Origin of the sequence: Streptomyces sp. NPDC058663 (assembly GCF_042716745.1) — a bacterium.
Lineage (GTDB): Bacteria > Actinomycetota > Actinomycetes > Streptomycetales > Streptomycetaceae > Streptomyces.
In genome coordinates this window covers 49,816-62,319 of the sequence record NZ_JBHXRV010000012.1, presented here as the reverse complement: position 1 = coordinate 62,319, position 12,504 = coordinate 49,816, and the positions used below count along the sequence as shown (strand labels likewise).

The 12,504-nt window shown below is 72.7% G+C and carries 10 protein-coding genes; 4 read left to right on the top strand and 6 right to left on the bottom strand.

What is annotated here, in order from left to right:
- The first annotated feature begins 41 nt into the window (after nucleotides 1-41).
- From ACFWVV_RS11475 to ACFWVV_RS11465, 3 genes are all read left to right on the top strand, one after another.
- Entirely contained in the window at nucleotides 42-1,439 is a 1,398-nt protein-coding gene (locus ACFWVV_RS11475) for an 8-oxoguanine deaminase (RefSeq protein WP_384346653.1), read from the top strand.
- 416 nt (nucleotides 1,440-1,855) lie between these two features.
- The gene (locus ACFWVV_RS11470; RefSeq protein ID WP_384346816.1) at nucleotides 1,856-3,217 is read left to right on the top strand and encodes a nucleobase:cation symporter-2 family protein; all 1,362 of its coding nucleotides are present in this window, start codon (nucleotides 1,856-1,858) and stop codon (nucleotides 3,215-3,217) included.
- 151 nt (nucleotides 3,218-3,368) lie between these two features.
- Complete coding sequence (locus ACFWVV_RS11465) at nucleotides 3,369-4,049, top strand: alpha/beta fold hydrolase (protein WP_384346656.1); 681 nt, start codon at nucleotides 3,369-3,371, stop codon at nucleotides 4,047-4,049.
- A gap of 45 nt (nucleotides 4,050-4,094) precedes the next feature.
- Here ACFWVV_RS11465 and ACFWVV_RS11460 read toward each other — a convergent pair whose 3' ends face one another.
- On the bottom strand, nucleotides 4,095-5,870 hold the full coding sequence (locus ACFWVV_RS11460; RefSeq protein ID WP_384346659.1) for a hypothetical protein: 1,776 nt from the start codon (nucleotides 5,868-5,870) through the stop codon (nucleotides 4,095-4,097).
- Between the two features lie 495 nt (nucleotides 5,871-6,365).
- Between ACFWVV_RS11460 and ACFWVV_RS11455 the strand changes: the two genes are divergently transcribed.
- Nucleotides 6,366-7,364: a fibronectin type III domain-containing protein gene (locus ACFWVV_RS11455; RefSeq protein WP_384346662.1), complete on the top strand. Its 999-nt coding sequence runs from the start codon at nucleotides 6,366-6,368 to the stop codon at nucleotides 7,362-7,364.
- A 4-nt stretch (nucleotides 7,365-7,368) separates the two neighbouring features.
- Here ACFWVV_RS11455 and ACFWVV_RS11450 read toward each other — a convergent pair whose 3' ends face one another.
- The 5 genes from ACFWVV_RS11450 to ACFWVV_RS11430 all read right to left on the bottom strand — a co-directional run bounded on the left by ACFWVV_RS11450 (nucleotide 7,369) and on the right by ACFWVV_RS11430 (nucleotide 11,999).
- On the bottom strand, nucleotides 7,369-8,559 hold the full coding sequence (locus ACFWVV_RS11450) for an FAD-dependent monooxygenase (RefSeq protein WP_384346665.1): 1,191 nt from the start codon (nucleotides 8,557-8,559) through the stop codon (nucleotides 7,369-7,371).
- Nucleotides 8,560-8,598: 39 nt separating this feature from the next.
- Nucleotides 8,599-8,802: a Trm112 family protein gene (locus tag ACFWVV_RS11445; protein WP_384346668.1), complete on the bottom strand. Its 204-nt coding sequence runs from the start codon at nucleotides 8,800-8,802 to the stop codon at nucleotides 8,599-8,601.
- A complete protein-coding gene (locus ACFWVV_RS11440) occupies nucleotides 8,789-9,736 on the bottom strand; it encodes a hypothetical protein (RefSeq protein ID WP_384346671.1) in 948 nt (315 codons plus the stop codon). Before ACFWVV_RS11440 ends, ACFWVV_RS11445 begins: the two co-directional genes overlap by 14 nt.
- Nucleotides 9,736-10,461, bottom strand: a complete 726-nt coding sequence (locus tag ACFWVV_RS11435) for a class I SAM-dependent methyltransferase (protein WP_384346819.1) — start codon at nucleotides 10,459-10,461, stop codon at nucleotides 9,736-9,738. The genes ACFWVV_RS11440 and ACFWVV_RS11435 overlap by 1 nt, the downstream gene beginning before the upstream one ends.
- A 245-nt stretch (nucleotides 10,462-10,706) precedes the next feature.
- Nucleotides 10,707-11,999, bottom strand: coding sequence for a condensation protein (locus ACFWVV_RS11430; RefSeq protein ID WP_384346674.1), 1,293 nt, complete (start codon nucleotides 11,997-11,999; stop codon nucleotides 10,707-10,709).
- Nucleotides 12,000-12,504 lie beyond the last annotated feature (505 nt).

Here is a 12,504-nt window from a genome sequence, read left to right as displayed (position 1 = left end):
GTCCTGCCGTGCCCGATAAAAACAGAGGTAAAGGAAACACCATGGCAGCACCGGCAGCAGAAGTTTCGCGCATCGTCATCGAGAACTGCGCGATCGCGACAGTCGACGCCAACGACACCGAGTACGCGTCGGGCCACGTCGTCGTCGCGGGCAACCGGATCGAGTCCATCGGAGCGGGCGCGGCGCCCGCAGGCCTGGAAAACGTGGTCCGCCGCATCGACGGCACCGGCCACCTCGTCACCCCCGGCCTGGTCAACACGCACCACCACTTCTACCAGTGGATCACCCGGGGCCTGGCCACCGACCACAACCTGTTCAACTGGCTCGTCGCCCTGTACCCGACCTGGGCGCGGATCGACGAGCAGATGGTGACGGCGGCCGCCCGGGGCTCCCTGGCCATGATGGCCCGCGGCGGTGTCACCACCGCCATGGACCACCACTACGTCTTCCCGAAGAACTCGGGCGACCTCTCCACCGCCATCGTCACCGCGGCCCGCGACATGGGTGTGCGCTTCACGCTGGCCCGCGGCTCCATGGACCGCAGCGAGAAGGACGGCGGACTGCCGCCGGACTTCGCGGTGGAGACCCTGGAAGGCGCGCTCGCCGCCACCGAGGCGACCGTCGACCAGCACCACGACGCCTCCTTCGACTCGATGACCCAGATCGCGGTCGCCCCGTGCTCGCCGTTCTCCGTGTCGACCGAACTCATGAAGCAGGGCGCCGAGCTGGCGCGCCGCAAGGGAGTACGGCTGCACACCCACGGCAGCGAGACGGTCGAGGAGGAGAAGTTCTGCCACGAGCTGTTCGGCATGGGCCCCACCGACTACTTCGAGTCGACGGGCTGGCTCGGCAGCGACGTGTGGATGGCGCACTGCGTCCACATGAACGACTCCGACATCGCCGCCTTCGCCCGCACCGGCACCGGCGTCGCCCACTGCCCCTCCTCCAACGCGCGCCTCGCCGCGGGCATCGCCCGGGTCCCCGACATGCTGAAGGCCGGCGTACCGGTCGGCCTCGGTGTCGACGGCACCGCCTCCAACGAGTCCGGTGAGCTGCACACCGAGCTGCGCAACGCGCTCCTGATCAACCGCCTCAACACCGAGCACCGCGAGAGCGCGCTCAACGCCCGCCAGGCGCTGCGCCTGGGCACCTACGGAGGAGCCCAGGTCCTGGGCCGCGCGGAGCAGATCGGCTCGCTCGAAGCCGGCAAGCTCGCAGACCTGGTGATGTGGAAGATCGACGGCCTCGGCCACTCCACCATCGCCGACCCGGTCACCGCCATCGTCTTCGGCGCGGCGGCACCGGTCACCCTGTCACTCGTCAACGGCCGGCCCGTCGTCGAGGGCAACCACCTGATCACGGTGGACGAGGACGCCATCGCCCGCAGTGCGCGGGACGAGTCCCAGCGGCTCGCGCGGATCGCCGCGCAGCCCCGCTGAGCGGCACCTCGTACACCCAAGCCCCCCGAGTTCTCGTCGGGGGCAGAGAATTCCGGCCGGGAGGGACGGCTCCCGGCCGGAACTGAGCAGCCGAGCGGGCTGCTCAGGAGCCGTTCCCGGGGGCGTGGCCCAATACCTCACGCCCCCGGGGCGGTCCGGCGTACCCGGGCGACGGCACAAGACAGCACCTTCCGCACCCCCCCCTGAGCACCACCAGCACTTGCACATACGCACCACCTCCCTGAATCACGTGCCAACGACGGCACTGGAAACGACAGGAGGACGCTGTGGCCAAGACGCCCAGGTTCACCGCGCAAGGCTCTTCGACGGACGGCACCGACGAGGAGAAGCCCACTTCCGAGAACACCACGCCCGATTCGGCGGCCCCCGCCGGGAAACACCCGGTCGACCAGGGGATGCCACCCCTGAAACTCGCCACGACCGGCCTCCAGCACGTCGCCGCCATGTACGCGGGCGTCGTCGCACCACCCCTGATCGTCGGCGCCGCCGTGGGCCTGTCCGGCAAGGAACTCACCTTCCTCACCGGCGCGAGCCTCTTCATGGCCGGCCTCGCCACCCTCCTCCAGACGCTCGGCGTCTGGAACATCGGCGCCCGGCTCCCCTTCGTCAACGGCGTCACCTTCGCCGGTGTCGCCCCGATGCTGGCCATCGCGGACGGCCAGTCCAAGGAGGACGCGCTCCCGGTCATCTTCGGCGCGATCATCGTCGCGGGAGCGATCGGCTTCATAGCCGCCCCCTTCTTCTCCAAACTGGTCCGCTTCTTCCCGCCGGTGGTCACCGGCACGGTCATCACCCTGATCGGCGTCTCGCTCCTGCCCGTCGCCTTCGGCTGGGCGCAGGGCCCCAACCCCAAGGCGGCGGACTACGGTTCGACGACCTTCCTCGGCCTCGCCGGCATCACCCTGGTGGTCGTCCTGCTGCTGCGCCGCTTCACCCGCGGCTTCGTCAAGCAGATCGCCGTACTCCTCGGCCTGGTCATCGGCACGCTCATCGCGATCCCGTTCGGCGTCACCGACTTCTCGCCGGTCACCGAGGCGAGCATCGTCGGCTTCCCCACGCCGTTCCACTTCGGCGCACCGCAGTTCGTGGCCGCCGCGATCATCTCCATGTGCGTGGTCATGCTGGTCTCGATGACCGAGTCGACGGCCGACATGCTGGCCCTCGGTGAAATCGTCGAGCGCCCCGCCGACGAGAAGACCATCGCCGCGGGACTGCGCGCCGACGCCCTCGGCTCGGCGGTCAGCCCGCTGTTCAACGGCTTCATGTGCAGCGCCTTCGCCCAGAACATCGGCCTGGTCGCGATGACCAGGATCCGCAGCCGGTTCGTGGTCGCGGCCGGTGGCGGCTTCCTGATCCTGATGGGCCTGTGCCCGATCGCCGCCTCACTGATCGCGGTCGTCCCGCGCCCGGTGCTCGGCGGCGCCGGCATCGTGCTCTTCGGTTCGGTCGCGGCCAGCGGCATCCAGACCCTCGTCAAGGCGGGCCTGGAGAAGGACAACAACGTCCTGATCGTCGCCGTCTCCCTCGCGGTCGGCATCATCCCGATCGCCGCCCCGACCTTCTACCACCACTTCCCGGAGACCGCGAAGATCATCCTGGACTCCGGCATCTCCACCGGCTGCCTCGCGGCCGTCGTCCTCAACCTCGTCTTCAACCACATCGGCACGCGCGCCGACGACGACGAGGTGACGGCCCCGATGGAGCCGGGCGAGGAGATGACCCACCGCGGCGACAAGCCGGTGGCCGCGGCCCACTGAGTGACCCGTACGAAAACAGGAGGCCGGTCCCGGGCGCACTTTCGCGAGCCCCGGGGCCGGCCGCCGGTGCGTGTCGGCCGCACTGCGCACACCGGAGTCCGCCCCGCACCCGACCCGGTAGTACGGGGGCACCCCCTGTACCGTCGGTGTCATGGAAGATCACTCCGTCGTCGACGTGGGCGGCGTACGCATGGCGTACCGCTCCTGGGGCGACCAGCACGGCGCCCCCGTCATCCTGCTCCACGGGCTCGGCAGCTCCGCCCTGAGCTGGGAGAAGGCCGGGCAGGCGCTCGGTGAGGAATGGCGGGTGTACGCACTCGACCTGCGCGGCCACGGCGAGAGCGACTGGCCGGACGAGTACGCGTTCGAGCAGATGCGGGACGACGTGCTCGGCTTCATCGAGGAGTCGAAGATCGACCGCGCGGGTGTGGTCGGTCACGGCATGGGCGGGGTCGTCGCCTACCTGCTGGCCCAGGACCATCCGGACCGGGTGGAGCGCCTCGTACTGGAGGACACGCCGCCCCCGTTCGCCGACGCCCAGGACGTGCTCCCGGGCGACGGCCCCGTCGACTACGACGAGAACGCGGTCCCGGAGATCCAGGCCCAGCTGGCCGACCCGCCGTCCGACTGGCTGGAGCGGCTCGGCGAGATCGTCGCCCCCACCCTGATGATCACGGGCGGGCACGACAGCGAGATGGACCAGTCCCAGCTGCCGGAGATGGCCGACCTCATCCCGGACTGTGCACAGATCTCGCTGCCGGGCGGCCACCGCATGCACGAGCGGAGCCCGCAGCAGTTTGCGGACAAGGTGAGCGACTTCTTCAGCAGCTGAGACGCCCGGCGGGCGAGCGCGTGTCCGGGGGCCCGGGGGCCCGGTTCAGCCGTCGAGCCAGTCGCCGTCCAGGGCGGTCGGCACATGGCCCAGGCTGTTCCACAGGAAGTGCGGGTGTGCGGCACCGAACAGGTACATGAGCAGGACGGTGTTCTCCCGCCAGCCGGGAGCACCGCCCATGTTCAGCGTGTGGTAGAACTCCGCACCGACCTGGCCCGAGTCGTGCTGGATCTGCTCGACGGCCTTCGCGAAGCGCTCACCGCGTACCTCACGTCCGCCCTGCGGGTCGCTGTCACCCCATGCGTCGCCGTCACCCCGTTCGTCGCCGTGCGTCAGCGAGGCCTCGATCGCCGCGACATAGGTCCTGCGCAGGATTTCCCAGGTGGTGTCGGTGTCACCACGCCATTCGCCGTGCAGCGCCTCGAAGCCGGCGAGCTCCTCGTGGAACAGCTCCCACGCCGGTGGGCACTGGCTCCGGCACCGCTCGGAGAGTTCCGCGGCCCGCGCACCCAGCTCGCGCACGGTGGGCCGCGGGCCGGTGCGCAGGGAGATTCCCGAGGTGAGCAGTCCGGTGCAGGGGTTGGGCCGGAGCCGGCACAGCACGCAGTCCTCGACCGGGGGCAGCACTTCGGGAATGCCGTCGAACCACAGGCCGTGCCGGCCGTTCAGCCCCATCCAGACCGCGGTGGCCCCCACCAGGTTGACGTTCCACAGCACGCCGCGCGACTCCGGCATGCACGCGTACTTGACCAGCGCGACGACGCTCGCGGCCAGCATGGTCTTGTCGTGGGCGGGCATGTCCGCCAGCCAGAAGTTGTTGATCTCCCCGGAGGCGGCGTCGGCCCTGACGTCGACCATGTCGTCGATCATGCGGGACATGACGAGGATGGCGAGGTTCTCCTCCAGCCAGAGCTGGTCGTCGGGGGAGACGTGCCACCACAGGCAGTCCATCGTCTGGAGCATGCAGTACGTGCTCCGGTCCAGGGGGGTGGACTGCGGGAGCGTGACCTCGCCCTTGCGGTGCAGCCCTATCCAGTACTCGTCCACCGCCCGCTTGTAGTTGATGAAGATCCCGCTGACCAGCGCGCGGGCCCCGTTGATGTCGAAGTTCTCGGCGAGGCCCGCACGGACGGCCCGGGTGGTCGCGGAGATGTCCAGGGCCATCCCGGTGCGCTTGTACTCGGGGAAGGTGAGGATGTCGTCCTCGTACCGGTACCTGAGCGCGCGTCCGGTGTCGGCGTCCTGGAGCGCCCGGTTCCAGACCCAGCCGCCGGTCAGTACGCAGTCGAGCTCCTGCCGGTAGGGCCAGGTCTTCACGGCCAGGGGCTGCCCGTCGCTCCTGCGGAAGGCGTAGTCGCCGATCCGGCGCGGCGGCGGGACCGGCAGCCGGGAACAGAGGAGGCAGGTGCACGGCATGTCCCCGCCGGGGGCGGGGGCGGACCGCGGAGCGCCCTCCGCCCGCTCGCGCCAGGCACCCTCCAGCATCTCGCTGACCAGCCTGCACAGCTTGATGTCGGGCTCCAGGGCCGGGAACGCCTCCCGCACGACGGCGAGTTCGGCATCCAGCTCCCGCAGCCGTGCGGCGCCCGGGCCGTCCGGGGCGGGGAACTCCCTGGGGGGCAGGGTGAGGGCTCCGTCCAGCCGGAGCGCCGTGTCGCCCGGTCGCGGCGCTTCGTCGCGGGTGAGGCCGGCGAGGCGCGCGGCCCCGGCCGTCTCGCGGCGCACGTACTCTGCGGAGCGGTGCTTGACGTTCGCCCTGATCGTGCCGGCGAGTTCTTCGCTGATGCTGGCTGAGCTGATCCTGTCTGGTTCCACGCTCATGACTCCCTGTGTCCCGTGGCCACCGTGGCCCCCAACTCCTCCGCCCCACAGGCCAGTTGCGGGGAATCCGGGGTGGATTTCTGGCCGCTGTCGACACCCGCTCACAGGATGTCCGTATGCCGAGAAGAACAAACGTTCCCGGCCTCGGGCGTTGATGGGAGATGTTTAGTGCCACGAAAGGGTGCTCTTCGGCGGCGTCGCGTCGTACCGCCCGGCCGCCGCCGGTCGCGGTCGAGGCCGTGGCGACAGCCTTCGCCGCTGCTCAGGGCCGTGTCGCGGGGCGGCCCCGCCCGTCGTCGCCGTGGCGCGGGGGTGGGGCCGTGCGGCCCGGGGTGGGGCGGTGCGGGAAGGCCTCGGGGGCCCTGGCGTGTCCTCGTACGAGCCAACGCGTTCGAGATGATGTTCGAGATTGAGCCATGACCGGCCTCTTGTACGGGGCGGGAGTCCATGGCATACAGGTCTGGACCATTGCTCTCCTTCCTCCCCCCCCCACGGATGAGAGGTCCAGTCGTGCAACGCCCCACCGTGTACGCCGCGTTGACCTGTAGTGCCCTCCTGCTGACCGTGACCGCGTGCGGCGGAGCCGAGGCGCGTGCCCCGCTCGACCGCAGCAAACCCACCACGCCCGGCGGGGTCACCGCCCAGGCGGGCAGTGCCACCTCCGTCCACGTCATGTGGAGCCCCGCGGCGGACGACCGGGGAGTGGCCGCCTACGAGGTGTACGAGAAGGGCGCGCGGGTCGAGTCGGTCGCCGCGCCGGACACCATGGTCGATGTGGAGCGGCTCGCCCCGTCGAAGGCGTACTCCTTCACCGTCCGGGCCCGCGACCTCGCCGGGAACCTCTCCGCGCCGTCCGCCGCCGTCACGGCTCGCACCCCGGCCGCCGCCCCCGACGACCGCACGCCGCCGACCACCCCCGCCGGGCTGCGCGGGAAGGTGGCCGGGACCGGTGCGGTGACCCTGAGCTGGGGGCGGGCCACGGACGCGGGCGGCGTCACCGCGTACGACGTCTACCAGGAGGGCTCCCGCATCCACAGCGTGCGCGGCACCGAAACCGCCACCCGCGTCGGCGGTCTGCGCCCGGGCACCGTCTACACCTTCACGGTCCGGGCGCGCGACGCCGCAGAGAACTCCTCCCCGGACAGCGGCTCCGTCGACCTGACCACGGCTCCGGCCCCGGGACAGGGCCCTTCCACCGCCCCGACAGAGCTGACGGCCGCCGCCCGTACCGCCGGCACGGGCGAGCGCACCGTCGTGCTGAGCTGGACCCCGCCCCGCACCGGTGGCGACGTACGGGAGTACCAGCTGTACCTGAACGGCAGGTTCGCCACCACCATCGCCTGGGGCGCGGCCCCGCCGCCGGGCCCCGCCACGTACACCTTCACCGTCACAGAACCGCCGGGCACCCGCTACAGCGTCAAACTGCGCGCGAAACTGCCGGACGGAAAGTGGGGCGACTTCTCGGCGGCCCGGACGGTGACGACCGCGCGCTGAGACCCTACGGCCGGCGCCCCAACGCCCGGCCCCCGAACGCCCCGCCACCGTCCGCCGTCCGCCACCACTCGGCCAGGTCCGCCCCGGACATGGCGTGCCAGGCAGGCGTCGACTGCACCAGCGCCCGGCCCAGCGTCCGCCCCAGCTCCACCATCGTGTGGCCGGCCGGGGTGCGCTCCGCGTCGTAGGCGGACAGCGCCCCGGCCCAGGTGGCGGACGCGGTCAGCGCCGACTGGAGGGCCGCCGCGTCCTGGAGGGCTTTGACCGCGCCCGCACCGGTGTGCGGGCGGGCCACCGTCGCCGCGTCGCCGACCAGGGCCAGGCGGTCGGTGGCGCAGTGGGGCGCGGTGAAGTCGTACAGGGGCTGGACGAAGCGCTCGGCGGGCGGCGTTACTTCCAGCAGGGAGGCGAAGAACGGCGGGAGCCGGTGCCGCGCCAGCCGGGCCAGGTGGTCCGCGAGGGCAGGAGCCGGACCGCGCCCGCCGTCCGGCGGGACGCACAGGCCGATGGGCGGGGTGGTGTAACAGACCCAGTTCACCCGGTGGCCGCCCGCACCGTCCGAAATGCGGTAGACGACGACGTGGCCGCCTTCGAAGACCACGTACGCGCACTGGTCGGCGGGCCACCGGGGGGCGTCGGGGAGCCCGGCCTCCGGACAGGCGCCCCGCCAGGCCAGGTAGCCCGCGTACCGGGGAGCGGCGTCCGGGCAGGCCGCCGTCCGGACCAGGGAGCGGTAGCCGTCCGCGCCGACCGCGACGTCGTACTCCTCGCCGTCGAGTTCGACGCCCCGGGTGGTGAGCCGCAGCTGCTTCACCGCAGTCCCGGTGCGGAAGTCCACCGACGCGGGGACCCTGGCGCGCAGCTCGCGCCAGAGCGGACCCCAGTTGTACGTGCGGAAGGCGAACGGCATCGCGGCCAGCGGACGGCCGAGGGGCGAGGGGTGCGCGTCGTCCCGTACGTACCACTGGCGGTGGGTCAGCTGCACCCACGGCATTCCCGCGTCCAGGAAACCGGCCGCCTCCAGTTCCGCGTACCGGGCGTCGTGCATCGCCACGCCGACGCCCCGGTCCGCCAGCCTTCCATCGGTGCGCTCGTACACGGTGACCTCTTCGGCGCCGCCCCGGTGGGCGGCGAGGGCCGCAGCACAGCCCGCCACCGATCCGCCCACCACAGCGACCCTGCCTCCATCGACCATGCGCTCATTGTGCGGGGGAGCGCAGGCGCGGGTGGCGGGTTACGGGAGGCTGGTCAGCCGGTGGTGCTCCGTCTCGTCCACCTGTTCGCCGGAGGACGGCAGCAGCTGGGGGACGCCGTCGACGATCGGATAGCGGCGGTGCAGGCGGGGGTTGTACAGGACGTCCTCCGCCGGCAGGAGGGTGAGGGGGCCCTTGTCCAGCGGGCAGGCGAGGATGCGCAGGAGCGGGTCAGCGGGATTCATGGCTCAGTTCCTTTTCGGGGACGGGGCGGTCGGTGGTGGAGGGGAGGGCGAGCAGGACGGCGACCGCCAGGACCGCGCCCGCCACCCGGAGCGCGAGGCGCAGCGGGTCGTCCGGAAGGCTCTCCCCGAAGGCGAGGCTGCCGAGGGTCGCGGTGTACAGGCAGGAGGTGGTCGTGCACACCGGAACGACGAGCGAGGCGCGGCAGCGTTGCAGCGCGGTCTGGGAGAGGACGAGGCCGGTCGCGCCCGTGACGAGCAGCAGATAGGGGTACGGGGAGGAGAGGACGGCGGTGAGGGTGCCCGGCAGGTCGTGGGCGTCCAGGTGGGCGGAGACGCCCTTGATGGCGAGGGAACTGACCCCGTAGACCAGGCCGACGGCCACCCCGTACGGAACACCGCTGGTGGGGCGGCCCGATTTCCGTGCGTGCCGGGGCCCGGCGGCGGTCCGCCTGCGGGTGTCCCGGCGGTCGGCGGCCACGTACACCCAGACACCGGCGCCCAGCGAGACCCCGCTGAGCAGCAGGATCAACGCGGGCGGCGAGTAGGTGCCGATCGGCTCCGAACCGTCGTTCAGCGACAGGACGACCATCAGCAGGGCCGCCACGATCGCCGCCATGGCCCAGCGCTCGCGGCCCGAGGTGCGCTCGCCCAGCGCGCGGGAGGAGAACAGCAGGAGCAGCACGAGACCGGAGATGAACAGGGCCTGGGCCACGGTCATCGGCAGGGTGCGGTAGACGACCAGCTGTGCCACGAACCCGCCTGCCAGGGCGAGCGAACCGCCGATCCACAGCGGGCTGCCCACCAGCAGCCGGACCGCGCGGGCCGGACGCCGGATGTCGAGCCCCGGCAGGCTCGTCAGGGCCCGCTTCTCCAGGACGAAGCCGCCGCTGTAGAGGACGTTCGCGAGCAGCGCCGCCACGACGCCCCACCACATCACCCGCTCCGGTCGCCGTCGGGGGTACGCGTGCCGGGCTCGCGCCGGCGGCGGGCGTGGACGAGGAGGATCGACGCGGCGGAGGGGGTGGCACAGGCGAGCCTGTCGAGCCCGCGCAGCGGACGCGGAACACCGTGGAAGGGTGCGCCCGCGATCCGTACGACGTCGAAACCGGACGCCGTGAGGAACTCGCGCAGCGCGCGCGCCGTGTAGAGCCGGAGGTGTCCGACGACCTCGCGGCCGGGGCGGCCGTGGATGCCGCGCAGACTCACCTCCGAGAAGACGGGCTGCACTCCGGCGAGCAGGAGCGCCCGGTTGTACCAGGCGGCCAGGTTGGGCGTGGAGAGCATCAGATGGCCGCCGGGAGCGAGCACCCGGCGGATCTCGTCGAGGGCGCTGTCCGGGTCGACGAGGTGCTCGACGACCTCGCTGAACAGGACGGCGTCGGCGGCGCCGTCTGCGAACGGCAGTCCCCCGTCGGTGAGTTCGCCCCGTACGGCGTGCAGTTCGCCGGGTGCGGAGGCGAAGGCGGCGCTCGCCCGCCGCAGCGCGTCCTGCGACCAGTCGACGCCGACGATGCGGTGCCCGGTGAGGAACGGAGCGGCGGTGACGGCCGCCCTGCCGTCGCCGCAGCCGATGTCGAGGACGGTGGCGCCCGAGGTGCCGGCCAGGGCACCGGCCAGCATCCTGGCCTGCCGGATGCTGCGGGCGTCGCCGGAGGCCACCGGGACGGCGGGGTTCTCGTAGAAGTCACGGAGGCGGGCGGGGCGGGCGGGGGTGCCGGGTGCCGGTGCGGGCTCGGTGGCGGGTGCGGACGCGGGCTCGGGTGCGGGTGCGGGTGTGGTGCCGGGTGCGGGGGGTGTCGCGGGCTCGGGTGTGGTGCCGGACGCGGTGCCGGGTGCTGCGGGCTCGGCCGCGGGCCCGGTCGTGGTGTTGGCGTCGGGCCCGGTCGTGTCATCGGTCGTGGCCTTCACGAGGAACGACCCTCCTCGGCAGTGGAGTTGAGGTGCTTTTCGAAGAGGTCGCGCAGGTGCTCGCCGTCCTGGGGGCCGAGGAGGGCCCCCGACCAGCGCAGGGCGAGGTGCAGCCGGCCGTGGGTGCTGGCGGTGGTCACGGTCAGGCCGCGCGGCATCCGCGCGGGCGCGGAGAACCACACGGCGGTCGCCCGCCCCACCCCGTCGCCGAAGTCCATCGGATAGGGGACCCGGCCGATGTTGCTGAGCAGGGTGGTCGACGTCCACGGCGCGAGGGCGCGGCGGATCTGCCGGGTGAGGCCCGCCCGTACGGCGACGGGGACGACGGGCGCCGTGAGGAGGGTGGCGCCGTGCCCCAGCTGCGGGCGTGAGAGGGCCTTGAGGGCGCGCGTGCGCTGGGCCGTGCGGCGCAGCAAGGTCTCGGTGTCGTCGGACAGCTCCGCGTCCGTGTACGGCACTTCCACCAGCCGTGTGCCGTTGCCGATGGGCATGTCCATCCCCCGGGAACGGTCGTCCACCGGCATCGTGATGCGCAACGGACGCGGTGGTCCGCCACGTTCGCGGTTCCAGTCGGAGATCATGCGCGCGGTGGCGACCAGGAGCTGGTCGTTGACGGTGTACAGGGCGCCCCGGGGGCGGGGCGGCACGGGGAGGTCGGCGACCAGGATTCCGTTGCCGTCGCCGTGGGGCGGCGGAGACCCCGGTGCCACGCGGGCGACGGGCGCCCAGCCCGGTGAGGGGGCCGGCTGCTCGGGGTGCGCGTCGGGCCGGGCCGGGGCTGCGGACGTCGCCGGGGAGTTGTCCCGCCCGCCGTAGAGCTCAGCGGCGGTGGCCAGGATGCGCAGGCAGGCGGGGCCGTCGAGGGCGGTGTGGTTGATCACCAGGACCAGGACGTTGCCGATCGCCTCCAGGCGGATGGGCGGGGAGAGGGACAGCGGTGGTGCCTGGGCGAGGGCACGCGCGCGGGCCCGGGGGAGGGCGTCGGGGGAGGGCTCGGGGAAGGTCACGACGGCGTCCGTGTCCGGGTGTGCCGTCAGCTCCCACTCGTACCTGCGGCGGTACCAGGGGCCCGGGGCCTCGCGCATCAGGATGCGCGGATGGCGGCGCAGCGCTTCGAGGAACGCGGTGCGCAGGCGGGCGTGGTCGGGTGCCGCGGGCAGGTGCACCTCGATGTGCACGGTCTCGGGCTCGTGGGAGTCGAGACAGTGGCGGGTGATCTCGTCCACGACGGAGAAAGGGGTGGTGGAGGGGGCGGTCCTGGCGGTGCGGGGAGTGTGCATGGTGGTCATGAGGTCCGATCTCCCTCGGAGGGTGGAGTGGGGCCGGTCACCCGCGGTGCGGACGGGCGGCCACCGCGGGACGCCGCCGGCGCGGACGGGCGAGCGCTGCGGGGTGCTTCCGGCACGGTGGGGCGGCCACTGCGGTACGCCGCCGGTGCGGACGGGCGAGCGCTGCGGGGTGCTTCCGGCACGGTGGGGCGGCCACTGCGGTACGCCGCCGGTGCGCAGGGGCGAGCGCCGCGGGACGCCGCCGGCGCGTCGGGGCGAGCGATGCGGGGTGCCTCTGGCGTGGTGGGGCGGCCACTGCGGTACGCCTCCGGTGCGCAGGGGCGAGCGCCGCGGGGTGCCCTAGGCGCGTCGGAGCGAGCGTTGCGGGGTGCTTCCGGCGTGGTGGGGCGAGCGTTGCGGGCTGCCTTCGGCGTGGTGGGGCGAGCGCTGCGGGGTGCTTCCGGCGAGGCCGCCTCTTGGGTGCGACCGGACGCCGGGTGCGATGGGTGACTCCCGTGAGCGCCGC

Bases quoted from the DNA above. Each gene is read 5' to 3' on its own strand.
- ACFWVV_RS11475 (WP_384346653.1), top strand. From the start codon at position 42: ATGGCAGCACCGGCAGCAGAAGTTTCGCGCATCGTCATCGAGAACTGC.
- ACFWVV_RS11470 (WP_384346816.1), top strand. From the start codon at position 1,856: ATGCCACCCCTGAAACTCGCCACGACCGGCCTCCAGCACGTCGCCGCC.
- ACFWVV_RS11465 (WP_384346656.1), top strand. From the start codon at position 3,369: ATGGAAGATCACTCCGTCGTCGACGTGGGCGGCGTACGCATGGCGTAC.
- ACFWVV_RS11460 (WP_384346659.1), bottom strand. From the start codon at position 5,870: ATGAGCGTGGAACCAGACAGGATCAGCTCAGCCAGCATCAGCGAAGAA.
- ACFWVV_RS11455 (WP_384346662.1), top strand. From the start codon at position 6,366: ATGAGAGGTCCAGTCGTGCAACGCCCCACCGTGTACGCCGCGTTGACC.
- ACFWVV_RS11450 (WP_384346665.1), bottom strand. From the start codon at position 8,559: ATGGTCGATGGAGGCAGGGTCGCTGTGGTGGGCGGATCGGTGGCGGGC.
- ACFWVV_RS11445 (WP_384346668.1), bottom strand. From the start codon at position 8,802: ATGAATCCCGCTGACCCGCTCCTGCGCATCCTCGCCTGCCCGCTGGAC.
- ACFWVV_RS11440 (WP_384346671.1), bottom strand. From the start codon at position 9,736: ATGTGGTGGGGCGTCGTGGCGGCGCTGCTCGCGAACGTCCTCTACAGC.
- ACFWVV_RS11430 (WP_384346674.1), bottom strand. From the start codon at position 11,999: ATGACCACCATGCACACTCCCCGCACCGCCAGGACCGCCCCCTCCACC.